Source organism: Desulfovibrio desulfuricans, from assembly GCF_024460775.1.
Lineage (GTDB): Bacteria > Desulfobacterota > Desulfovibrionia > Desulfovibrionales > Desulfovibrionaceae > Desulfovibrio > Desulfovibrio desulfuricans_E.
On the sequence record NZ_JANFYZ010000005.1, the window covers coordinates 174,231 to 195,678 of the forward strand.

24 protein-coding genes are annotated in these 21,448 nt (G+C 53.1%); 17 read left to right on the forward strand and 7 right to left on the reverse strand.

The window, feature by feature from the left end:
- Positions 1 to 94 precede the first annotated feature (94 nt).
- Positions 95 to 1,150 (reverse strand): TRAP transporter substrate-binding protein, encoded by a 1,056-nt coding sequence (locus NE637_RS08130; protein WP_192112831.1) that lies wholly within the window; start codon positions 1,148 to 1,150, stop codon positions 95 to 97.
- 673 nt (positions 1,151 to 1,823) lie between these two features.
- Between NE637_RS08130 and NE637_RS08135 the strand changes: the two genes are divergently transcribed.
- Both NE637_RS08135 and NE637_RS08140 read left to right on the forward strand, forming a co-directional pair.
- The gene (locus tag NE637_RS08135; protein ID WP_192112830.1) at positions 1,824 to 2,603 is read left to right on the forward strand and encodes a DeoR/GlpR family DNA-binding transcription regulator; all 780 of its coding nucleotides are present in this window, start codon (positions 1,824 to 1,826) and stop codon (positions 2,601 to 2,603) included.
- A 152-nt stretch (positions 2,604 to 2,755) separates the two neighbouring features.
- On the forward strand, positions 2,756 to 3,763 hold the full coding sequence (locus NE637_RS08140; RefSeq protein WP_227118225.1) for a phosphotransferase enzyme family protein: 1,008 nt from the start codon (positions 2,756 to 2,758) through the stop codon (positions 3,761 to 3,763).
- A 107-nt stretch (positions 3,764 to 3,870) separates the two neighbouring features.
- On the opposite strand, the gene NE637_RS08145 is transcribed toward NE637_RS08140, so the two are convergent.
- The 3 genes from NE637_RS08145 to NE637_RS08155 all read right to left on the reverse strand — a co-directional run bounded on the left by NE637_RS08145 (position 3,871) and on the right by NE637_RS08155 (position 9,926).
- Complete coding sequence (locus NE637_RS08145; protein WP_192113961.1) at positions 3,871 to 5,298, reverse strand: sodium:proton antiporter; 1,428 nt, start codon at positions 5,296 to 5,298, stop codon at positions 3,871 to 3,873.
- 270 nt (positions 5,299 to 5,568) lie between these two features.
- On the reverse strand, positions 5,569 to 7,308 hold the full coding sequence (locus NE637_RS08150; protein ID WP_227118226.1) for a HAMP domain-containing methyl-accepting chemotaxis protein: 1,740 nt from the start codon (positions 7,306 to 7,308) through the stop codon (positions 5,569 to 5,571).
- A 602-nt stretch (positions 7,309 to 7,910) separates the two neighbouring features.
- Positions 7,911 to 9,926: a methyl-accepting chemotaxis protein gene (locus NE637_RS08155; protein ID WP_192113963.1), complete on the reverse strand. Its 2,016-nt coding sequence runs from the start codon at positions 9,924 to 9,926 to the stop codon at positions 7,911 to 7,913.
- A gap of 481 nt (positions 9,927 to 10,407) precedes the next feature.
- Here NE637_RS08155 and NE637_RS08160 point away from each other — a divergent pair, with 481 nt between their 5' ends.
- Positions 10,408 to 10,842 carry a YqaA family protein gene (locus NE637_RS08160; RefSeq protein WP_215648692.1) on the forward strand — a complete coding sequence of 145 codons (435 nt, stop codon included), beginning with the start codon at positions 10,408 to 10,410 and terminating at the stop codon, positions 10,840 to 10,842.
- A gap of 689 nt (positions 10,843 to 11,531) precedes the next feature.
- On the opposite strand, the gene NE637_RS08165 is transcribed toward NE637_RS08160, so the two are convergent.
- Both NE637_RS08165 and NE637_RS08170 read right to left on the reverse strand, forming a co-directional pair.
- Positions 11,532 to 12,239 carry a DUF4145 domain-containing protein gene (locus tag NE637_RS08165; protein ID WP_227118227.1) on the reverse strand — a complete coding sequence of 236 codons (708 nt, stop codon included), beginning with the start codon at positions 12,237 to 12,239 and terminating at the stop codon, positions 11,532 to 11,534.
- Positions 12,240 to 12,289: 50 nt separating this feature from the next.
- Positions 12,290 to 12,514 (reverse strand): hypothetical protein, encoded by a 225-nt coding sequence (locus NE637_RS08170; RefSeq protein WP_227118228.1) that lies wholly within the window; start codon positions 12,512 to 12,514, stop codon positions 12,290 to 12,292.
- Between the two features lie 383 nt (positions 12,515 to 12,897).
- Between NE637_RS08170 and NE637_RS08175 the strand changes: the two genes are divergently transcribed.
- The 3 genes from NE637_RS08175 to NE637_RS08185 are packed head-to-tail and all read left to right on the forward strand — an operon-like array spanning position 12,898 to position 13,723.
- Positions 12,898 to 13,110 carry a hypothetical protein gene (locus NE637_RS08175; protein ID WP_227118229.1) on the forward strand — a complete coding sequence of 71 codons (213 nt, stop codon included), beginning with the start codon at positions 12,898 to 12,900 and terminating at the stop codon, positions 13,108 to 13,110.
- Positions 13,111 to 13,163: 53 nt separating this feature from the next.
- A complete protein-coding gene (locus tag NE637_RS08180) occupies positions 13,164 to 13,541 on the forward strand; it encodes a phage tail protein (RefSeq protein ID WP_227118230.1) in 378 nt (125 codons plus the stop codon).
- Between the two features lie 5 nt (positions 13,542 to 13,546).
- A complete protein-coding gene (locus NE637_RS08185; RefSeq protein WP_227118231.1) occupies positions 13,547 to 13,723 on the forward strand; it encodes a phage tail assembly protein in 177 nt (58 codons plus the stop codon).
- 327 nt (positions 13,724 to 14,050) lie between these two features.
- On the opposite strand, the gene NE637_RS08190 is transcribed toward NE637_RS08185, so the two are convergent.
- Positions 14,051 to 14,704 (reverse strand): XRE family transcriptional regulator, encoded by a 654-nt coding sequence (locus NE637_RS08190; protein WP_256267634.1) that lies wholly within the window; start codon positions 14,702 to 14,704, stop codon positions 14,051 to 14,053.
- A 261-nt stretch (positions 14,705 to 14,965) separates the two neighbouring features.
- On the opposite strand from NE637_RS08190, the gene NE637_RS08195 reads away from it, so the two are divergent.
- The 11 genes from NE637_RS08195 (at position 14,966) to NE637_RS08245 (ending at position 21,438) form a co-directional block, all read left to right on the forward strand.
- Positions 14,966 to 15,229, forward strand: a complete 264-nt coding sequence (locus NE637_RS08195) for a hypothetical protein (protein WP_256267635.1) — start codon at positions 14,966 to 14,968, stop codon at positions 15,227 to 15,229.
- 8 nt (positions 15,230 to 15,237) lie between these two features.
- Entirely contained in the window at positions 15,238 to 15,660 is a 423-nt protein-coding gene (locus NE637_RS08200) for a hypothetical protein (protein WP_256267636.1), read from the forward strand.
- Complete coding sequence (locus tag NE637_RS08205) at positions 15,660 to 15,917, forward strand: hypothetical protein (protein WP_256267637.1); 258 nt, start codon at positions 15,660 to 15,662, stop codon at positions 15,915 to 15,917. Before NE637_RS08200 ends, NE637_RS08205 begins: the two co-directional genes overlap by 1 nt.
- A complete protein-coding gene (locus NE637_RS08210) occupies positions 15,917 to 16,171 on the forward strand; it encodes a hypothetical protein (RefSeq protein ID WP_256267638.1) in 255 nt (84 codons plus the stop codon). The genes NE637_RS08205 and NE637_RS08210 overlap by 1 nt, the downstream gene beginning before the upstream one ends.
- A 453-nt stretch (positions 16,172 to 16,624) precedes the next feature.
- The gene (locus tag NE637_RS08215; protein WP_256267639.1) at positions 16,625 to 18,724 is read left to right on the forward strand and encodes a Mu transposase C-terminal domain-containing protein; all 2,100 of its coding nucleotides are present in this window, start codon (positions 16,625 to 16,627) and stop codon (positions 18,722 to 18,724) included.
- Positions 18,725 to 18,784: 60 nt separating this feature from the next.
- Positions 18,785 to 19,528 carry an AAA family ATPase gene (locus tag NE637_RS08220; protein ID WP_256267640.1) on the forward strand — a complete coding sequence of 248 codons (744 nt, stop codon included), beginning with the start codon at positions 18,785 to 18,787 and terminating at the stop codon, positions 19,526 to 19,528.
- A gap of 2 nt (positions 19,529 to 19,530) precedes the next feature.
- Positions 19,531 to 20,169, forward strand: a complete 639-nt coding sequence (locus tag NE637_RS08225) for a hypothetical protein (RefSeq protein ID WP_256267641.1) — start codon at positions 19,531 to 19,533, stop codon at positions 20,167 to 20,169.
- Positions 20,166 to 20,558 carry a hypothetical protein gene (locus tag NE637_RS08230; protein WP_256267642.1) on the forward strand — a complete coding sequence of 131 codons (393 nt, stop codon included), beginning with the start codon at positions 20,166 to 20,168 and terminating at the stop codon, positions 20,556 to 20,558. Before NE637_RS08225 ends, NE637_RS08230 begins: the two co-directional genes overlap by 4 nt.
- Positions 20,548 to 20,739: a hypothetical protein gene (locus tag NE637_RS08235; protein WP_256267643.1), complete on the forward strand. Its 192-nt coding sequence runs from the start codon at positions 20,548 to 20,550 to the stop codon at positions 20,737 to 20,739. The genes NE637_RS08230 and NE637_RS08235 overlap by 11 nt, the downstream gene beginning before the upstream one ends.
- The gene (locus tag NE637_RS08240; RefSeq protein WP_256267644.1) at positions 20,729 to 20,929 is read left to right on the forward strand and encodes a hypothetical protein; all 201 of its coding nucleotides are present in this window, start codon (positions 20,729 to 20,731) and stop codon (positions 20,927 to 20,929) included. Before NE637_RS08235 ends, NE637_RS08240 begins: the two co-directional genes overlap by 11 nt.
- Positions 20,929 to 21,438, forward strand: a complete 510-nt coding sequence (locus NE637_RS08245; protein ID WP_256267645.1) for a host-nuclease inhibitor Gam family protein — start codon at positions 20,929 to 20,931, stop codon at positions 21,436 to 21,438. Before NE637_RS08240 ends, NE637_RS08245 begins: the two co-directional genes overlap by 1 nt.
- Positions 21,439 to 21,448 lie beyond the last annotated feature (10 nt).

Below are 21,448 nucleotides of genomic sequence, written 5' to 3' on the forward strand. Positions count from 1 at the left end.
TTTGACTGGGGCAGGCTTTGATGCGCCGCCGCCGGGTGTTTCTGACGGCGGCGCATCGGGCAGACGGAAGGTTCTGCCCCCACAGGGTTTGCAATCAATAACGGTACGGACGGCCCGCAACAGCCATTTCGGCATTGTACTTTTTGAGGATATCCACAACCTTGGCGCAGCGCGGGCTTTTCTTGGCTGTTTCGTCCCAGAACTTGTGGGCGGCCTCTTCAACAGTGCCCCATTCAGCATCGGGAATGGAGGTCAGTTCCATCTTGCCGCCGGTGGCGCGGTAGTGAGCCTCGCCCCACCAGTACCAGTGCTGGCGAAAATAGTTGGAGCTGTCGCAGGTGAGCTTGAACAGCGTTTTGAGGTGTTCCGGCACTTCAGCCCACTTTTTGCTGTTGGCAAAGTACGAACCGATCCACGCGCCGCAGATGTTGTTGGTGAGGTAATACTTGCACTGCTCTGCCCAGCCGGAGGTGTAGTCTTCTGTAATGCCCGACCAGCACACGCCGTCCAGCTCGCCGGTTTGCAGGGCCACCTGAATGTCTTCCCAGGGCAGGGTAACAGGCACCACGCCAAACTGGCTCATGAACTTTCCACCCGTGGGGAAGGAGAACACGCGCTTGCCTTTGAGGTCGGCAAGGCTGCGGATAGGCTTGGTGGTGGCAAAGTTGCAGGGATCCCATGAGCCTGCGCCAAGCCATTCAACGCCCTTGATCTCGCCGTAGGCTTCTTTCCAGATGTCGTTCAGGCCCCAGTGTTCAAAAAGAGCGGGCACATCAAGCGAATAGCGGGTGGCAAAGGGAAAATACGCGCCAAAGATGGCCACATCTGCAGGGGAAGACATGGAGTCTTCGTCACACTGCACGGCATCTATGGTACCGTTCTGCACGGCGCGGAAAAGCTCGCTGGTGGGAACCAGCTGGTCGGAGGTGTAAAGTTCGATGACCATTTCGCCATTGGCGGCCTTGTTGAAGGCGTCGATCTGCGGCTTGATGACAAACTCGGCAAGCGCCGCGCCTGCATAGGTCTGCATGCGCCACTTGATGGGAGCCTTGGCGGCCTTTGCCTCAGTGGCCCCCATAATGCCAGTTGTAGCGGCAACCGCCGCCGTGGCGCCCATACCCGCTGTCTTCAAAAACTCACGCCTCTCCATACTAACCTCCTCAAAACAAAAACTGTTTATTCACCGCAAGCGCCTACGCCTCAAAAATGCACTTAACTCAGGCTACTGCCCTAGCCTTGCACTCATGAAATGGCACTAAGCAAATTGCGAGCCAGAGGATGGTGAGGCGAAATTATTTTTGATAATATATTAAAATATATTAATTTTATGTTTTTATTCAGCACATTTTTACATTCAGAGCGAAGAATACCGGCCCATATTCTGAAACAATTTTGTAATGATTAGCACATTTTTGTTAATCAACATTTTACACAAAAACACACTAATACAATGAAACACCAAGGCATCCACATAAAAACAGGGGCATGCGCCCTTATTGGCAATACAATTTTGAAAAAATCTCATTGCCTGACGCGCAAGGGGGCACTTGCCTCAGCGGACGGCACCGCCCAGTCCACTGCGGTTCTGGCCCGCTGAAAGCATTGGGGAGACAAGCCACGCGGCCTGATGGAGATTTGCCGGGCATTCATGGTCTTGCATCCTTTGGACGCAAGCCATCAATAATGCCCGGCCCCAGCAATTTTGCCCCTTTCATCAGCTACAACAATAAAACGCACAAATGCACAAAAATGCATATTGCAGACACAGAAAAAAGCTATATGCTAACCAGAATGTCAGCGCATATCTAACAAGGTTGAAACACATGCTGCGCGAAACCCGCCTGCACCGCATACTTGCCCTCATAGCAGTCAACGGCCATATCAGCACAGAGCGGCTCATCAAGGAGCTGGGAATTTCCCGGGAAACTGCCCGCAGGGATATTATCGAGCTGGAAAACCAGGGCGCGGCAAGGCGTGTGCACGGCGGGCTTGTGGCACTGGATTCCTCTACTTCCGAACCGTCTCTCAAAGAGCGTAGAACCCGGCTGGAACGGGAAAAACGCGCCATTGCCCGCGCCACGGTGCTGCAACTGCAACAGGGGCAAACGGTTTTTATGGACGCAGGCACCACAACAACGGCTCTGGCCGAGGAACTCTGCACCATGCCTGGGCTTACCATTGTTACCAACAGCCTGCGCGCGGCCATTATTTTGAGTGAAAGGGATGAAGATAAAAAAAACGACAGTACAGTGGTGCTGGTGGGAGGCCGCATTCTTGCCGGCCGGGAGCAGACCTGCGGCGAGGGTGTGATTGAAGAAATTCAGCGCTGGCGGGCAGATATGGCGATTCTTTCGCCTGTGGGGCTGGATGCACACCACGGGGCAAGCAGTTTTTTGCCGGAAGAAGCCGCCGTGGCGCGCTGCATGGCCCAGCGCGCCAGCAGGCTGTGCATACTCGCCGATCACACAAAGCTTGGCGTTATCAGCCGGATAAACTACGCCTCACCTCGCGAAATTTCCATGCTCATTACCGATGCCGCAGCTTCAGATTTGCCATGTCTGAAGGAGCTGAAAGAAATTTTGCCAAAAGTCATTCTGGCCTGAGCATCTGTTTTTACCATCCGCCGCGCGCCGCAATACTGCTTTGAAGCAGCCGTTTGCGAGGCATGAAAGGCGATGCTGGTTATAATCGCGCAGCTCCCCCCCCCGGCAGCCGATGGAACAAACTGGCACCCATACCCAACGCAGGGGGGAATATGGCACTTCAGCAAAATGACTCGCTCAGCGATCAGGCCGTGACGCAACTGGCACGGCAGGCGTTGCAGCAATACCCCCCGGAAATGCAGGGAAGCCTGCACCTGCTCTGCCGTTCAGAAAACGCCACATTTCTTGTCCAGACCAGCAACAGCCGTTATGCCCTGCGTGTGCACCGCGAAAATTATCACTCGCATATCAATATAATGGGCGAGCTGATGTGGCTGGATGCCTTGCAGCAAGATACCGGCATCGTCACGCCAAAGGCCCTGCCCAGCATGGAGGGCCAAAGGGTGCTGACCCTGCACCTCCCAGATGGATCACACAGAAATATCGTTCTTTTTCAGTGGATTGACGGCGAGATGCCAACCGTGCACCTAGACCCGCGCGCCTTTCGGCAGCTTGGCGAGGTCGCGGCGCGCCTCCACCAGCATAGCCGCCAATGGCAAAAACCGGCAGGCTTCCAGCGCATTGTCTGGAACCACGAAAGCATGGTTGGCCCGCGCGCCCATTGGGGGGATTGGCGGGCAAGCCCCGGCCTGCCACGCGAGGACTCCCTGCTTCTGGAAGCGGCCTTGAACTGTATTGGCGAAAAACTGCGCGCCTACGGCCAGTCTGCCCGGCGTTATGGCCTGATCCATGCTGATCTGCGCCTTACCAATCTGCTGCTGCACAAGGATGGTACGCGCGTCATTGATTTTGACGATTGCGGCATGGGCTGGTTTGTTCACGACATTGCCGCGGCCATGAGCTTTGAGGAACACTGCCCGCAGGCCCCCCGCTGGCTGGAAAACTGGCTTCAGGGATATGAGCTGGTCAGCCATCTGGACGCTCAGGATGAAGCCATGATCCCGCATATGATCATGCAGCGGCGTATCCAGATGACAGCATGGATGGCCACGCACGCCAATACCGAGACCGCCCGAAACCTCGGCGCGCACTGGCTTGAACACACGGTGCGCCTGTGCAGACGCTACCTTGAGGGAGGCATGCCCTTGGGCGCGGTATAAGCATGCGTGGGAATATGTTGGCACACACCAAACAAGCCCCTTCGCCTTAAGGCGGAGGGGCTTGTTTTATACTGATTACAAATCCCGCCTCGCGGGTTTTGCACTGGCTAGATAAAGAACAGCCAGGTCAACAGTGCGAACAGGGGCACCAGAATGCCTACCGACCATGCCATGTAGCCAAAGAAGCTGGGCATACGCACGCCATCGCTTTCTGCAATGGAGCGGACCATGAAGTTGGGCGCGTTGCCAATGTAGCTGTTGGCGCCCATAAACACGGCACCCGCTGATATGGCGGCAAGGGTGGCGGGCATATCGTGCATAAGGTGCTGCGCGTCACCGCCAGCGGTGTTGAAAAATACCAGATAGGTCGGCGCATTATCCAGAAAACTGGAGAGGATGCCCGTGAGCCAGAAATACATGGAATTTACCGGCTGCCCATCGTGCGAAACAAGGTGAATCAGGGAAGCAAGCGCACCGTCAGCACCTGCGCGCAAAATGGCAATGGCGGGAATCATACTGATAAAAATGCCAAAGAACAGCTTGGCAACTTCCTCAATGGGGCCCCAGGAAAAACCATTGAGTTCACGGCAGCGCCTGCTCGTGAACTTGAGCGAAAGCCCGGCCAGGCACAGCAGCGCCACATCGCGCAGCAGGTTCTGCCCTTCGACCGACACGCCGAAGACCGAAACCAGTTCGCCCAGAGGGTAGAGGCCAGAAAGCAGCACGGCCACAACAACGCCCAGAAGAAACAGCAGGTTGATCTTGCCGTCAAGGCCGAGCTTTTCTTCTGCCGCGCCAGCCGGGGCCTCAGGCTTGGGGCTGCCTTCTTTCTTGAACAGCACCGTATCAAGGACAAAGAAGATACCCAGCAAAACTGCCGACATAAGGCTTGTTTTCATCAACAGGTTGGTTGTGGTCCAGAAGAAATCCACACCCTTCAGAAAACCCAGAAACAGCGGCGGATCGCCCAGAGGCGTGAGCGAGCCGCCAATATTGGCCACAAGAAAAATAAAAAATACAACTGAGTGAACACGGTATTTGCGGTGCGCGTTAGCCCGAAGCAAGGGGCGGATAAGCAGCATGGCCGCGCCGGTTGTTCCCATCCAGCTGGCCAGCACAGTGCCCACCGCCAGCAGCCCAGTATTGACTGCGGGGGTTCCGACCAGCGAACCGGTAAGCCGCACGCCGCCTGCGATGGTAAAGAGTGTAAACAGCAGCACCAGAAAAGGAACATAATCCAGAAGAATAATGTGCAAAAACTCGTAGAGGGCCACATTGAACCCATAAACCAGAAGACAGGGCGTTAAAAAGGCCAAGCCCCAGAAGGCCGCGATTTTACCAAAGTGTTTTTCCCAAAAATGGGGCAATGCCAAAGGCATTATGGCAATCGAAAGCAGCATGCACACAAAGGGGATTGCCCAAAGGACTGAAAGCTGCGCACCAGGGATATTGGGATGTCCCTCCCCTGCGAGAACGACACCGGGCACAAGAAGCGCGGCGCACAGGGCGCCGAGCACAGTTAGAAATCTTGCCATATGCACTCCTGAGAAGATAAGCATTACATACCATAGGATATTGGGGGTCTCTATACCAAACCTCCCCAAAAAATACAATCAATACATATACACCATGCCAAGTACAATTATAAATCACAACAACGCAACGATAATTGTCGCATTATTGCATCTAACAAAGTGATATATGTTGTAATTATGCACCATGATTCAAAGCATGAAGGCGGTCTGCCGCACAGATGCAACAGACCGCCTTTATATTCATATTTTTGAATGAAGTAGTAATTTTGCCTATCCCTGCCGCATCTCATTGACCAGTAGCTCAAGATCCTGCGACTGACGCGCCAACTCTGCCACCGCACTGGCCGCCTCGGCCATGGCGGTGGCGGTCTGTTTGGCCATTTCGTTCACGTTCTCGATCGACAGGTTGATTTCGTCACTGGCGGCAGATTGCTCCTCGCTTGCAGTGGCAATGGCATTGACCTGATCTGCCATACCCAGAACAGTTTCCAGTATTTCATTGAGAGCCAGCCCGGACTGGCTGGCATATCCCGTTGCCTGATTAACCTGCTCAAGCGCGTTATCCGTTGAGGCCATGCTCTTTGAAGTGCTCTCCTGTATGGCATTTATGGCATTACCCACATCATGGGTTGAGGCCATGGTTTTCTCTGCCAGTTTACGCACCTCGTCGGCGACCACGGCAAATCCACGCCCGGCATCGCCAGCACGGGCGGCTTCGATGGCGGCATTGAGCGCCAGAAGATTTGTCTGGTCCGCAATATCTGAAATTACGCCCATAATCTGGCTGATGGCCTGGGCGTGCGTGTTCAGTTGCAGCATATCCTGCTTGAGTTCCTGCGACACGCTCTGCACTTGGCCGATGCTGACAAGCGATTTTTGCACAATGTCGGCCCCGGCTTCAGCCTTGTCCTTTGTATCGGTGGATGCCACAGAGGCCTGACCGGCATTGCGGGCCACCTCCTGCACGGTGGCGTTCATCTGGTTCATGGCCGTGGCCGCTTCCGCAAGCCTTTGCGCAGCATGCCCGGCCCCCTTGCCTGCCTGTTCGATCTGGGCAGAAAGCTGTGTGGAAGCCGAGCTGACAATCTGCACGACTTTTTCCAGTTTGCCTGCGGCACGCATCATTGCTTCCGTCTTCTGCTGCGCCTCATCCTTGGCCGCATTGGCGCTTTCCATGGCTTCGTGCGCCTGACGCGACTGCTCCCTGGCGTTTTCTGATTCGCGCCGGGCTTTTTCTATATGGCCTTTCAAGGCCTCCACCATGGCGATAATTGATCCATACACGCCAATTCTGGCGTGGCCATCGTCAACATTAAAATCCCCATCCACCACACGATGCGCAACCACCAGCAGTTCCCCCGGGTCTCTGCCAAGCTGTCGGTTTGTTTCACGCGCAATAACCATGGCCGATGCAGCAGCAAGCACAATGGCAAAGAGGGTCAAGCCGATGCCCATAGCGTTGCTAGTGGCGTACAGACTATCCCCATTAAGGCCACGGGCGTGGGCGTTGTCGTGTGAAACCTTTACCAAACTGTCTATGGATCTGGAGAGGGCTTCGTATTCAGCATGGGATTTACCCGTAAGCAGGGCCAAGGCATCATCTACCCTGCCATCGTGTCGCAGCCCCAACACGTCTTTGGAAATATCCAGATATTTTTTCAGATCACGTTCAATATCGATCACGCATTGTTTGGCATTGCCAGAAATACAAAGGTCTCCAATCTGACGTACTTCACGCTCAAACTTTTTGCGAACTTCATCGAGTCTATCTTTTAGCGCCGAGGATTTTTGCATATCATTTTCAATGAGGTAGCGAAATTCCATAATTCTGTATTCTGCAGTATCCGTATTAATTTCACCCGCAAGCTCTGAAACTGGCACATTGCGATGCGCCAGTACAGAGGTGATGTTGTTGAGTTCTGCCATTTGCCAGAGCATGTATCCGGCTAATAGAGCCATCAAAACACCCAGCATCCCCATCCCGAAAGAAATTTTTGTTACAAGCTTCATTGTTTTCTACTCGGCGCTGAAGTTAAAATCACACGATGGAGATCATGAGCGTCACACCGCCATCAAATATAGTCTATCGGCTATAACGCTACCTGCATTATGCCCGCTTGTGATTTTTTTCAACACTTCTGGAATAAAATAAAAATATAAAATTTCAGTATGATATGAAATTTAAAATTTTGTTGCAGTAATAAATAGCTATCTAACATCTCTCAAAACAGTAGAATCGATTACCAATTTTAATAGCAACATAGTAAACAAATACACAAATAAAAATAAATTTATCTGTTGCTATTTTAGATTAATATAGCAGTATCAAATATACACTTTTATAATATCACATTCGCAAAGAATATGCCTTGACTGCCAGCTCAACCCTGATCTGAAAATTGACACAGACATTGAGCACACACCCAAATTCCAATTTCAGTTTTCTGTAAAAAATTAACACACTATCACTTTTCAAGCCACGCACTCCTTGGAAGCGACTGAAGCAAAAGCATGGAGGGCGTCCTCACAGGCACAGCCCTGCTCTTGCATTCAAAGGACATAAAAAAAGCCGGAGCGTTTCCACTCCGGCCTGTTCTTAAAAGTGAAGGCGTCTACGATTTTTTCAGTTTATCCACTATACTGCTGAGGTCTCCAGCCATTTCAGCAAGCTGCTGAATGGCTGTTGCAGATTCAGCCTGCCCACGTGTGGTGTCTGTGGTCAGACGGGAAACTTCATCAAGACTGCGGCTGATTTCTTCCGAAGCGGATGACTGTTCTTCTGCCGCTGTTGCTATGGATTGCGCCTGGTCGGCATTTTCTTTGGCAAGCACCAGGATGGCATCCAGAACTTCACCGGATTTGTGCGACAGGGAGGTTGTTTCCTCCACCACAAGGCTGGCCTTGTCCATGGAAGAGATGCTCTGCCTGGCGGCGGTTTGCATACCGGAGATATTCTCGCCCACCTGCTTGGTGGCGCCTATGGTCTTTTCTGCCAGCTTGCGCACTTCATCTGCCACCACGGCAAAACCACGGCCAGCCTCGCCAGCCCGCGCCGCCTCAATGGCTGCATTGAGTGCCAACAGGTTGGTCTGGTCAGCGATATCGTTGATGACGTCCATGATAGCGCCAATGCTGTCGGCCTGTTTGCCAAGGGCTGTCAGGTCAACCTTCATGGCCTGCGTCTGTTCATGCACATGATTTACCGAGTTAATGACCTGCCGAACCAGAGTCGCGCCCTGCCCAGCCTCCTGCTGCGTTTTGACAGCATTGGAAGCTGCCTGCCCGGAATTGCGCGCCACCTCAACAATGGAGGCGGACATCTGCTCCATTCCGGCAGAGGTATCCGTCATGCGTTGCCGCTGAATTTCCGCAGCATTGGATATCTGCTCGGACTGCGCCGCCAGCTCTTCCGTGCTGGAGGCAATGCGCGCCACAACGCCTTCAATCTGGCTGGCAGCCTGCAAAATACCGCGCTGGGTGGCTAGTTCCGCTTCTTTGCGGGCTTCCTCCGCCTCGGCAACCGCTTTTTGCGCACGCTCGGCTTCGGAGAGGGCGTGCCGTTCCTTCTCTTCTGTCGTGCGGATCATGTCTTTCAGCCGCGCAACCATGTTGCGCAGGGCATCGGCAAGCGTCCCCACTTCGTCCTTGCTCTTGATATCAAGGGTTTCATCAAGATTCCCCTCCGCAACCGCTGCGGCAAAAATAACGCCCTTGCCCAGCGGCTTGAAAATCAGCATGGATACCAGAAAATGCACCATCAGGGCAGACAGCACCAGGGCGACAATTGCGGTTATGGCACTGGAGTGCAGATTGGCGGTTGAGTCACGCTGAATTTCCTCCAGCGGCTTGTAAGTCCACACTTTCCAGCCAAGACCTGGAATAATATACAGGCTCCCCTCAAACACTCTGTCTTTGCTGGTGAACTGGATGCGGCTGTTCTGCTGCAACCCGCTGTATTTTTTCATATCAGGGATAACTTCCCACAGGCTTTTGCCAATGCGCTTGTCATCCCGGTTGGCCATGATGTAGCCATCGGCCCGCGTAAGAAAAATGTTGTCGAACTCAAGAACATGATTGGTAAAATTGGTTATGTCCGTCAGGCCAAGGTTGATGCAGAGCGTACCCGCCATCTTGCCGTTATCTATCAAAGGCACGCCCACAGCCATAACTGTTGCGCCGATAGACGAGGTATAAGGGGTTGTTACAACCCTCTTCTCACCATTAAACATCCGCACAAACCACTCGCGGCCAAGGGTCTTGGCGTTGAAATTCTTGATCATGCCCTTATCATTATGCGTTTCGCCGCTGTCAAAAGCATAATAGGCTTCAACAAGGTTCACCTGCTTGAGCAGTTGTATCAAAACATTGCGTTTATATTCATAAAGTTCATCCGGGGAAGCGCCCACAGGATTCGTCAGCATGCGCGAGCTAAGCTCAAGCACATTGAAATACACATCCATCTTTTCCGACACAGCCTTGCCCACTGCCTGGGACATGGTGTCAAGCTGCTCCATTTCAGAGTCGTATGACGAGGCACAGAAACTCCGGTACGAGCTGTAGGCCATCGCGATGATGACCAGCGAAAAGAATGCGACTACGCTTAGGAGGATTTTGTTTTTTGCACTCATTGCCACGTCACGTTCTCCTTATTGAGCATCAACTTATTTTCAACAAAACACTGCAATAGTATCGAATGCTCGCTAAAATTCTTTAGAGTCAACTCGGAAACACTATATAATTTTTTTGTTCAGTCAATGCTGTTGCAAAAACACAGCAAAAATATCTTCATATGTTGTAATTTTGCAACATAGTGTTGCAAAAATGCAACGAAAAACAATATACGATCATCACGTCCTGTCTTCACAAAATAGCTCTTTTCTACATGCATAATTAAAATATTTAATACAATACCCCCAACATTATCGTATCAGAAATAGATATGGGATCAGGATCGTTATCAACGGCAGAAGAAATAATGATGGATGAGAAAAGACATCAGCTATTCATGGCAAGGATTCCTGCTACTTGTGCGCTGCGCGGCACTTTTATATGGTGCGGTGCTGGCATGCCGCAGCGCAATCAATAAAGCCTTGCAGACAGGATGCGGAAATGAGCGTGAGCGTACTTTGGGGATTATTTATTTCTGCATTTGTGGCAGCATCGATCTTTCCTGCGCAGTCAGAGCTTTTTCTGGCAGGAGCACTGGCAAAGGATTACGCGCCGCTGTGGGCAATGATCGCCGCCGCCAGCCTCGGCAACACACTGGGTTCTGCCACCAACTGGCTGCTCGGACGGTTCTTTATCCATTATCAGGATCGTTCGTGGTTTCCCATAAAGCGCAACAGCCTTGCCAGGGCCGAAGCTTGGTATGGCAAGTACGGGCGCTGGTCGCTGCTTTTAAGCTGGATGCCTGTTGTGGGCGACCCCATCACGCTCGTAGCGGGAATTCTTCGCGAACCCTTCCCCTCGTTCATCGCCATTGTGGCTGTGGCAAAAACTCTCCGCTATATCGTGGTTGCGCTGATTACCTTGCAGTTCACCTGATGATGAAGAATAGCGGCTTGAAGCAGGCCGAGCTAAACAGAATTGCTGTGCCAACGCGTGCGCCAATCAGTGCCAACCGCCCCTCGATCATGTAAAACAGACAGGTAGGTGACTGGCGGGCAACCAAACAGATATTTTGCCCCAAAAACAAAAAAGGATGTCACATGAAAAACCATGTAACATCCTGATTTATTTATGGCGCGCCCGAGAGGAATCGAACCCACGACCAAGAACTTAGAAGGGTTTCATAATACCCTTTCAACATAATTTATAAAATTATCAATTTTTTTAGATACTTACGCGCTGACAAAAAATGAAGTTCACGTTCATTTACACTCGTTACGTAGAGCAAAATTAGAGCAAAAACACTTCTTCTAAAGCTTTCATTATTGAATCTGGAAGGCAGGGTGGGTTCTCAGGAAACAAGGACCAAGAGCCAAGGTGGACGTAAAAAGTCAAAGGAATTTCACCGCCGAATTCAAGACCCGCGTTGCCGCAATATCCCAATAATTTGCTCTTCGGCGAATCTGCTTCGTTTCATTCGTATGCTCCTATGTCAGGAATACTAACGTTTCAGTGGCATACTTTTAGGGGGGAAGGTCAAATAGCCCCATACCGCCTTGGACATGGCGGCGCATGGGCACTATAGTATAAAATAAAAAAGCCGGGGAAACCCAGCTTGATAGTTGTTATGGCGTAAGCAGTGTTGTCCCACCAGCAACTGGCGATGCTGGCAACCCTTTTTTCTGCGCATCTTTGGCAGCCGCAATCCCAGGTATCGCCCTTAATCTTTTTCGCGTCTCTTCCCTGTGGACGTAGAGACTATCAAACAGGGTCTCTATCAACCAAATAAGTTGGCGTGCTTCCTCAGGCTCAATGTTAATTATAAGGTCAACATCTTTTTCCATATGCGCACCAATGTTGCCCACTTTGCGCAATCCATCAATTGCATCCCAAAGTTCCGGCTCCATTATCCCCTGTAGCGCATTGACCTCATCAACAAGACGCCCCTTTGTAATGCCAAAGTAATCCCTAATGATGCCTTGCAGGCAACGCCTAGCAAGAGTTGCAGCCGCTTTCGGACTGAGCTCTACGATTTTACATGCTTCTTCATAATCTTCCCTAAGCTGCTTAGGGATATAGTCTGGATAGATTTTTGAAATACTATCTGGCAGCAGTATTCTCTCGAGCACTTTTCCTTTAACCTGTCCAGACAGTATATATTTCACCTCTATCAACAAGGTGCTTTTTAAACATTCAGTGTTTGGACAAACTGTGTGATGAATTTCATACTTCTTATAGCATCCTGAAAAGTCTTTTTTTAATAATGTTACACTGTGTTCTTCATGGGTATCTGAGGATATGACATAATGTTGCTGGCAGTATGGACAACGCATATTATATTCCAAGCTTGATGTTTACATTTTTAATATATTCATCTGATATGCTATTGAACGATTGCTTTCTTCTCTGAGAAAAAAGTCTTCTTTATAGCACAGATAGCTACAGCAAGTATTGCCCACCCCTTACATCTTTCTTTGAAGCAGAGAGCATCGCAATATTTTTTTTCAGATTCTCCATCAAGAATAACTTCGTCTCCTTGCTGGAACGTATTTTTGTGGAGACTTTGATCCTGTTCAACAAGTGTATTTTTTTTGTGTGCTATGGACATTTCTATCCCCTTAATACTCAATTTTTGTTTATAAATTTTCTAGACTTTTACCCCAGTGCCAACTATCCCGCAAGCTATGCAACATTTGCTTTTTATAATAAAATTTGTATCTATTTGAAATTACACAGGAGGTTTTTTGATGCCTTTTGCAACTTTTTTTCTGGCATTATTTCTATCCTTGCCAGCCTATGCCGCTGAACCAGCCCCGCAGCCATGGGCAACATTTGAGCCTCAGTGGATGCAGGTCTTTGGGCGTGACAGCGTCCAGATTGTGGATAAGGGCGATGCAAAAACCTACATACTCGACCAAGGGGTTACAGCAACCTTTCTGCTTGAGTCTGGCAACGTGCAGAGTGCGAATTTTTTACGTTCAGGGTGCTCCTGTGCGCTATATGAAAGGCATTCAGCAAACTATCCGCACCATGCTTGGCAAAAGTGCTGAATCCGCCGACCTGATAAACCAGTTTCAAACTGCCAAGCCTACAACTTTGCATAAACAGGTCAGCGGAGTTTGTCTGGAGCGCATAAAAGACGACAAGCTGGGCTGGATTTTTCAGGCCAGTTACAGCCAGCAATGTCCTAATTTCATAAAATAACCGCTGTCTCCTCCAGTCTTTCTTAGGCCCGCAAAACCATCAAGGAGCCTCAAATGGCAATCAAGGAATTTGTGGGCGCTGTGGTGCTGGAGGTGAACGGCCAGGAGGTCGAATGCTCCAGCTTTAGCGATGATACGGATACGGGCCGCAAACCAGTGAAAACCATGAATCGCAAACGCCGTATTGCGGGTTTCTGCACGGGCGTTGCCACGTACTCCCTCACGGTGTCTGTCCCCATCCCTGTTGATGGCGAGGAGATGGACTGGGAAAACGTGGTTGATGCCAAGCTGGTGATCTATCCCGTCAACGGCAAAGGCCAGCGCAAGGCCTATACGGGCTGCGTGGTCGAAAAGATGGGCGAGAAGTACGAAAGCGAAGGCGAAGCCAAGCGCGATCTGACCATGTTTGCCGTGGATAAAGTAAAGGAGTGATGGGCATGAGTACCCTTACAGAAGACGGCACCCTGCTTGTGGGCGTGGAGCGTGACGGAAAATTCCATAAAAAATTCACCCTCCGCGTTGCCACAATGAAAGACGTGGAAAACGCCCTTGAGGATGCCGGGCCGGACGCCAGCAACGCCCGTGTAGCGCGTCACAAGTGGGGCTACCACTAACTTACAAGTGATATACGCAGGTGGGGTATAAGGTCAAGATAGCACGCATAAAAGGAGGCGGTTTGTTAAGCGACAGATAGACTTGGAGAAACATGAGCCGGAATATACCGGAACATAGAAGGACATAGTGGGACGGGAAAGCCGCACGGGCTATTGGTTTGGAGAGAATAGGCGCAGGCCAAAACGTGGTCAACGTCAGAATAGCAAGTGACGGTTAAATCGTAACACGCGTACAAAAACGACGGTTAGTTTTGACTATATGACATAAGCCCCGCATGTGCCAGAAGTGACACCTGCGGGGCTTTATTTTTGCATTTGTGGGCACGGCTATCTGTATTCGCGACCAACCCAAAGTACTTGGCCAATAAGACGCAACTTCCCGACATTCTGATCACGTAGATCGAGATTTACAGGGGGGTATGCCGGATTGATCGACTTTAATATGGCTTGCCCCGGCAGTAAGTCTATCCGTTTGAGATAAATGGCTTCTTCAAATCCTACAGCAAAAATTCTACCAGGAACCACCGTGCGCTTGGACTGATCAAGGAGCACAACATCCCCATCCATGATTTCCGGCTCCATGCTATCGCCAGATACACGCATAAGCACCATGTTCTTAGCGTTACCCTTACGCGCTATAAAGTCGCGTCGGAAAGCATACGACCGTTCGCTTTCGCCATCCGTTTCTAAGCTGCCAGAGCCTGCAGAAAGCACTGCATTGACCATGGGAATCATGATCAAGTCGCTGTCATCTTCGTCTTCTGGCACTCCCCCCTTCTTCATCGGGCCTGAGCCAGTCAGAAGCCATTCGACCGAAATATCGTTTTTTGAACAAATTTTTAGGATTGCCTCGGCACTTGGGGAGTTTTCATCTCGCTCATAACCTCCGAGTGAGGCTTTACTCACGCCAATCCTTGATGCGAACGCGTCCTGGGTTTCTTTTCCCCTAACAATCTTTATACGTTCACCTAGTGTTTTCATGGGTAAAAGTTCCAAGCCCTTAAGCTTTACCCTAACTGTTACCGATAGATTTTATATAATCTATTGAAGTAACACATAAAATAAAAAATATGGGCGATATTTAAGTTTTACCCTAAATTTCGGTTGATAAAACCGAAATATTGTCCTAAAAAGGACTTGCGGGCGGTTATTTTTCAACTCTCTGTAAACAACATAACAGCCCGCCTTGACAGGGGTCAACGTCCAGCAACGGACAAAGATTGGACAGAGTGGAGACCGTCAATGAATTACCCATGTCCCCATGAATTAGCTCACCTGCCAGACGGAGCCAGCAGTCACCTTGATGACAGCGCGGTCTTTGCTGATGCATCAGGAGCTTATATTGTCGAGTGCATTCTTCCGCATGCTCACATGTGTAATCCCGTTTCTGCGCGGTTTTGGGAAACGTATGCTTTCCGGGCGGGATGGGGCAATAAAGCCCGTCTTGAGGCATTGCAAATGGCATATGGAAATATCCGTATCGCTTTAGCAGCAATGGGCAAGTAGAGGTGAACATGCCGCGCCAACTCTCCCTATTGGATGAATCTACGCGCCTTGCGGGCGTAATGGCTGCCATACGGGCGGCCATGCGTTCGGCTGCGTCTGAGGGAGAGGGACGCAAGGCTTTGCCTGACAAGTTAAACTCCATTGCCAAAGCCAGCGGTATCAAGCTGACCAGCGGCAATGTGCGGGCTGTCAGCGAAGAGACACTGAACAAATGGCTTTCTCCATCTGATGACAGCCATCCCCCGTCCATTCATGCATTGTTGGCGTACTGTCAGGCAACTGGCAACCATGAACCTCTGCGGGTTATGGCGCGCTGCCTAGGCGTGGATCTGATGACGGATGAAGACCGCCGTTTGCGCGATTACGGCAAGGCCGTGCGAGACGCCAAGGCCTGCCGGAAGCGCCTGAAAAAACTTGAGGAGGATTTGTAATGACAATGATTCCTAGCCGTCGGGCAGCGTTGGGAACTCTCCGCTGTAAATATCGCTACCGCTTCCGGGAGAAGCTGGAAGAGTGCGGACATAACAGCACGACCCTGGCCGCAGAGCTGGGGGTTAGCCCGGTAACAATCAACCGCACCATCAACGGCAGCCTGCACAGCCCCCGCGTGTTGAACTGGTTTCGGGATCGGGGTCTGGCTGAACGGTTTTTGTGCGACCCGCGCAAGTGCGGAGAGGAGGCAGCGTAATGGGCATGCAAAACTCTACCCCAGCCTCAATATTCCGCTTTGTGCTTTCTGCTGCAAGCAAGGAGAGCTTTGACACCCTGCTTTCAGAAGTCCGTGCGCTACAACGTGATTTTGAGACGTTGCCAGAATCACAGCGTTTACTTCTTCAGCCCTTCCTTGAGCGCTTTCTCCATCTGCTGTCGGATTTGAGCAAGGATCTCGTCCTCATTGAGGGGACTGGCCACATTGAAACCACAGGGACAATGGAAGACTGATCCTTTGGGGAAATTCTTAAGCAGGAATGTGTGCTTCTTGCCGCAGGTCGGACAAGTAAAAGCCCCTCCTCGCTTACCGTCAATTTCGACTAAGGTTATTGGGCATTTGTTCAGCATATTTCCGGCTCTTTTTGATTGGTTGAAGTGAACGGTAGCCCTGAGGCTAGCAGAGGAGCCGGAACAATTGAAGAGGGACAGCGCCCCACGCGAGCCAGTGCCCTCACGCTACCGCGCCCGTGTAGAACCTGACGGGATGGGTCAGGCAAGGCGCGCGATGTGGGCGCTCCCCGTAGCATCCTGCATCGCAACGGCCAGTGCAACGGCGAATCCCCATTCACCTCGTGGGGACGCGGCCACCCCGGACGCGGCACAAGGCCGGGGAACAAATTTGAGGGACAAGACATGAAGGACGCATACACCACAAGAGAACTTGCAGATCTCCTCGGATTATCTGTGAAAAGCGTTCTTGCTCGAGCCGGAACGAATCGCGAGAACTGGGATTCTCGGCCTGCAACCAAGCGCGGCGGCGGCAACTGCTGGCTTGTGGCGTCCATGCCTGAGCGCACCCGTCTGGCCATAGCGGCACGTGCCTGCCCTCAGGTGTGCGAGACCGCCAGTATCCAATGCATAGCAACCCCTGTGTCTCCTGCTTCTCCTCTCACCCTGCAAGGCGCGGCCAAAACCCGCGCGCATGCGCGCGCCGCCGTAGTGCTGGCCGCACGCGTGTTTACAGCCGCCAGCAAGATGGCGCGCACCCGTGCTCTGGACGAGTTTGTGGTGCGCTATAACGCGGGCGAAATAGCCGTGGAGCCAGACGTGCGCGCGGCCCTGCCAAGCCTGTGCCGCAATAGCCTCATCAACTGGGAGCGCCGCGCTCAGAGTCAAGGCATGGCCTCATTGGCGGGCAATTTCGGTCAGCACCGCAAGGGCGCAGGCATCATAGACAGTCAACCACAGGTGCGTGAGCTGGTACTGGGACTGATCGCCGAATATCCCACCATCAGCGCCGAGCTGATCCGCGAGGACATCGAGCGCCTGGCCAGAGAACAGTCTGCCATACGTGTACCCTCATTGCGCCGCGTGCAAGCCTGGCTTGCAGCCTGGAAGGAACAGAACCCACAGCTTGCCCTGTATATGCGTGCGCCGGATAGATGGCGCGGCCAGTTTATGGCGGCCTGCGGCAGCATGTACGAGTTGATTACCCGGTACAACCAGCGGTGGGAGTATGACGGCACGCCCTCGGACATCATGCTGAACGACGGTAAACGGTACGCCATCGTGGGTGTGATCAATGTTTATAGCCGTGAGCTGCTGCTGGAAGTGGCAGAGACCTCGACGGGGCAGACTGTAAACAACCTGACACGCCGTGCCTTGCTGGATTGGGGCATAGCCGAGGAAGTTGTTACCGACAACGGCAAAGAATTTGTGGGCACTGAGGCGCAAGGACTGTTTTTGGATCTGGGCATCATCCCCACCATCCTGCCGCCGTTTCGGCCAGACCTCAAGCCCGCCATTGAACGCGTGTTTCGATCATTCAGCCACCACCTGCTGACCCTGTGCCCCTGCTATGTGGGCCATAACGTGGCCACGCGGCAGGAAATCCGCGAACGGGAAACGTTTGCCAAGCGCCTGATGGATCGCAAAGAGCCACAGGATCTTAGCATGGCCATAAGCCCCGAAGCCTTGCAGGAATTTTGCGACGACTGGTGCAAGAGCGTTTACGCGCACCGCGCCCACAGCGGGCTGAAAGGTAAAACGCCCTGGCAAATGCGGCAGGAATACACCGGAGAGATTGCCCGTATTGAAGATGTGCGCGCCCTGGACGTGCTACTGACGCCTCTGGCCACAGATGGCGGATGGCGCTCGGTAGGCAAGAAAGGCATTCGCGCCGGATCTGGCTATTACGACCACGCTGCACTTGGCCCCTACGTCGGCCAGCGGGTGCAGGTGCGCGTAAACAGGGCAGATGCTGAACACGCCTGCATATTTGACGAGGCCGGGAAGTTCATTTGTGAGGCTGTAGCAATGCACGGTCTGGAGAGCGCGAAACGCCGCGAAGTGTCCCTAGCCAAACGCCGCGTACAGAAAACGGATATCAACGGCAAGGCCAAGGAAATGCGCGAAGCCGCCCGCAACGTGGACGCCGCAAATGCTGGGCAGCGCATCATGGACATGCACAAGGCCCGCGCCGCAGAAATCGTCGCCGCAGCCGCGCCTGCGGCGCACACGGAAACCACGCACACCACGCCCATGCTGGATAGTGCAGCACGCGCAGCGCGCCTGCGCGAAGGCGTGCCCCCCCGTGCGCATGAGGCCGAAGTGGCCGCAGCCCGTGCTCTGGCTGTGGCGCAGCAGAGCGCCCAGGAAGAGCGCTGGCTGCCTGAAAGCCCCAAGGCCCAATACAAACTGTGCCGCCGTTTACAGGCAGCACTGGAACGAGGGGACGCGGTGCCGCAGGAGCAAGCCGAATGGGCGCAAATTTTCGCAGGCAGCAATACATATGCAGGCTTTGCCATGCTTGAGCAGATGCAGCTCATTGCCGCCAACGGATAATAACAAAAACGGGGCGCGCCGTACCACCGAACACGCCCCAAAGAACCAAGTGAGGAAATTATGCAGGAAGCAACCGCAACCGTCAACCTGCCCGGCAAGGCACCGCTTGCCAACGTGGGGCTTACCCTGGGCGCGCTTACCGGGGCCATCAACCGCCCCTCGCACCTGCCCGGCATTGTGGTTCTGTACGGCCCCTCAGGCCTGGGCAAGAGCACATCGGCGTCCATCGCCACCGTTCAACTGCGAGCCTACTACGTGCAGGCCAAATCAAGCTGGACGCGCAAGGCCGTGTATCAGTCCATCCTCAAGAGCATGGGCGTGGACCCGGCAAAGACGATTTACGAGATGGAAGAACAGGTCACGGCGCAACTTGCGGCCAGTCGCCGCCCGCTCATTGTGGACGAATGCGACCATCTGGTTGCCAAGGGCATTATCGAAGTGGTGCGCGATATTTACGAGGGTAGCGGCGCGGCCATTCTCCTGATCGGCGAAGAGCATCTGCCCTCAAACCTTGCCCGCTGGGAGCGCATCCACAACCGTGTGCTGGAATGGGTGCCCGCGCAGTATGCTGATCTGGATGATGCCCGCGCCCTGCGCGATCTCTACTGCGTCAAGGTGGGCGTTGGTGATGATCTGTTGGAACATATCCACGCGCAAAGCAAGGGCGTGGCCCGGCGCATCTGCGTCAACCTGGAGCGCATACAGCAGGCGGGTCTTGAGCTTGGCAAAAAGTCCATGGACCTGACCACATGGGGCAAGCGCCCCCTGTACACCGGTGAAGCCCCGGTGAGAGAGGGCCGCTAGCTATGGCAACCCGCAAAAGAACAAAGCCTCGCCTCTCACTTGTGGGCGTGCTGACCACGCGGGAAAAGCTGTGGGCAGCCATGCGCGAGCTGAAACAGTTCACCGTGCCGGAACTGGCACGTGCTGCAACGGTTGATCGTCACGCCTACTACATGAGCGACTACATTACCGGGCTGGTGCGCGCAGGCATTCTGGGCAAGGAACAGCCCGCGCGGTTTGTCCCGGCCGTACACACCCTGCTGCGCGACCTGGGCGTGGATGCCCCCCGCGTGCGCAAGGATGGCTCCATGCTGCCGGATACCGCCCAGGAGCGCATGTGGCGGGCCATGAAGGTGCTGCGCACGTTCAGCGTGCAGGATCTGGTCGTGCATGCCTCTTTGCCGGATGTCCCCATAGCGCCCAGTGCGGCGGCTGCCTACTGCCGATGGCTGGCACGTGGAAAATATCTGATCAGTATGGCGCGGTCTGACAGTGATGTTGTCCGGTACCGGTTTGTGTACGACTCCGGGGCAAAGGCCCCGCAGATACTGCGCGTCAAGCAACTGTACGACTGCAATCTTGGCAAGGTGGTTGTTGGGGATGACATCCAGTCAGCCCTGGACTCTGCCGATGCTTCAGACATCCGAGGGACCGCATCATGACTGCCGTATCCAAGCCCACCAATGCAGACAAAGCCCGTGAAGCCTGGGGTGAGGTGCCTGACTGGGTGCAGCGTCTGGCCGAGGCCTGCGACACAGGCGGGCTTAACCAGACCGCCAGAAAAATCAGGATGTCCCCGGCGCTGGTAAGCCTTGTAATCCGCAAGAGGCACCACGCCACATATGCCAAAGCCGAGGCGCGCGTGCGCGAAATGCTCATGACGCCTATTATATCCTGCCCGGTGTTGGGCCTGATCAGCGCCGAGCAATGCCACAACGAACAACGAAAACCGTTTACGTCCATCAACCCTCTGGCTGTTGCCGTTTACAGAGCCTGCCGGGGAGGCTGCCGCCACTGGGCGGCGCAGAAGGAGAGTGATCATGCTGCATAACAAAATTAGACATGTAACAGCAACCTTGCGGAATCTTGACCTTGCTGCCCCAGATGCACGGCAGCGGCTGAACATGGTCATACTCAATCTGGACGGTCTTGCAGAAGGCGTTGAGTGCCTTGAAGCAAACTTTATCCCCCGCAACAGCAACCAGCAGGAGGAGGACACCCATGCTGCATGAAAAAATACGTTCCGTGGGCATTGCCCTGGGTGAAATGGCCGGGCGCGTCAACCCCGATGACTGGCGCAAACTGTCTGCGGTGCGTGACGAACTGGCGCTGTTGGCAAACGAGGCCGAGGCACTGGAAACCCAGGGCGAGGCCGCAACCAGCAACAAAAAAAGTGGCAAGGCCGCCAAGGAGGGTGCGTAATGGCCCGCATAAAACCAGACCCCTACATTGTTGCCGACCGCGCCCAGGCGGAAGCCGCGCTAGCGGAAATGGCCGCCTTGGATCGTAATCTCTCCGGCATTGAATCTGAGATGCGAGAGCGCATAGACCTTGCAAAGAGCCGGGCCAGTCAGCTTTCCACCCCGTTGCTGGCCCGAAGGAAAGAACTTTCTGATGCCGTGGCCGTTTACGCCAAACTCAACAAGCAGGAATTGTTCGGCAAGAGCAAGAGTCTTGACCTTGGATTTGGCATCATCGGCTTTCGCGCTAGCACTAAGGTTGTGCAGATGAGCGGGATAACCCCGGAGATGACTCTGGCCCGTCTGCATCAGTATGATTTTGCCGATGGCATCCGCGTAAAAGAAGAAATCAACAAGGAAGTGGCCCTAGGCTGGCCGGATGAACGCCTGGAGATTGTGGGTTTACGGCGGCAACAAGCGAACGCCTTCTTTATCGAAATCAAGAAGGACTCCATCCCTGCGGATGCATAAACCTCAGGAG

Bases quoted from the DNA above. Each gene is read 5' to 3' on its own strand.
- NE637_RS08130 (WP_192112831.1), bottom strand. From the start codon at position 1,150: ATGGAGAGGCGTGAGTTTTTGAAGACAGCGGGTATGGGCGCCACGGCG.
- NE637_RS08135 (WP_192112830.1), top strand. From the start codon at position 1,824: ATGCTGCGCGAAACCCGCCTGCACCGCATACTTGCCCTCATAGCAGTC.
- NE637_RS08140 (WP_227118225.1), top strand. From the start codon at position 2,756: ATGGCACTTCAGCAAAATGACTCGCTCAGCGATCAGGCCGTGACGCAA.
- NE637_RS08145 (WP_192113961.1), bottom strand. From the start codon at position 5,298: ATGGCAAGATTTCTAACTGTGCTCGGCGCCCTGTGCGCCGCGCTTCTT.
- NE637_RS08150 (WP_227118226.1), bottom strand. From the start codon at position 7,308: ATGAAGCTTGTAACAAAAATTTCTTTCGGGATGGGGATGCTGGGTGTT.
- NE637_RS08155 (WP_192113963.1), bottom strand. From the start codon at position 9,926: ATGAGTGCAAAAAACAAAATCCTCCTAAGCGTAGTCGCATTCTTTTCG.
- NE637_RS08160 (WP_215648692.1), top strand. From the start codon at position 10,408: ATGAGCGTGAGCGTACTTTGGGGATTATTTATTTCTGCATTTGTGGCA.
- NE637_RS08165 (WP_227118227.1), bottom strand. From the start codon at position 12,239: ATGCGTTGTCCATACTGCCAGCAACATTATGTCATATCCTCAGATACC.
- NE637_RS08170 (WP_227118228.1), bottom strand. From the start codon at position 12,514: ATGTCCATAGCACACAAAAAAAATACACTTGTTGAACAGGATCAAAGT.
- NE637_RS08180 (WP_227118230.1), top strand. From the start codon at position 13,164: ATGGCAATCAAGGAATTTGTGGGCGCTGTGGTGCTGGAGGTGAACGGC.
- NE637_RS08185 (WP_227118231.1), top strand. From the start codon at position 13,547: ATGAGTACCCTTACAGAAGACGGCACCCTGCTTGTGGGCGTGGAGCGT.
- NE637_RS08190 (WP_256267634.1), bottom strand. From the start codon at position 14,704: ATGAAAACACTAGGTGAACGTATAAAGATTGTTAGGGGAAAAGAAACC.
- NE637_RS08195 (WP_256267635.1), top strand. From the start codon at position 14,966: ATGAATTACCCATGTCCCCATGAATTAGCTCACCTGCCAGACGGAGCC.
- NE637_RS08200 (WP_256267636.1), top strand. From the start codon at position 15,238: ATGCCGCGCCAACTCTCCCTATTGGATGAATCTACGCGCCTTGCGGGC.
- NE637_RS08205 (WP_256267637.1), top strand. From the start codon at position 15,660: ATGACAATGATTCCTAGCCGTCGGGCAGCGTTGGGAACTCTCCGCTGT.
- NE637_RS08210 (WP_256267638.1), top strand. From the start codon at position 15,917: ATGGGCATGCAAAACTCTACCCCAGCCTCAATATTCCGCTTTGTGCTT.
- NE637_RS08220 (WP_256267640.1), top strand. From the start codon at position 18,785: ATGCAGGAAGCAACCGCAACCGTCAACCTGCCCGGCAAGGCACCGCTT.
- NE637_RS08225 (WP_256267641.1), top strand. From the start codon at position 19,531: ATGGCAACCCGCAAAAGAACAAAGCCTCGCCTCTCACTTGTGGGCGTG.
- NE637_RS08230 (WP_256267642.1), top strand. From the start codon at position 20,166: ATGACTGCCGTATCCAAGCCCACCAATGCAGACAAAGCCCGTGAAGCC.
- NE637_RS08235 (WP_256267643.1), top strand. From the start codon at position 20,548: ATGCTGCATAACAAAATTAGACATGTAACAGCAACCTTGCGGAATCTT.
- NE637_RS08240 (WP_256267644.1), top strand. From the start codon at position 20,729: ATGCTGCATGAAAAAATACGTTCCGTGGGCATTGCCCTGGGTGAAATG.
- NE637_RS08245 (WP_256267645.1), top strand. From the start codon at position 20,929: ATGGCCCGCATAAAACCAGACCCCTACATTGTTGCCGACCGCGCCCAG.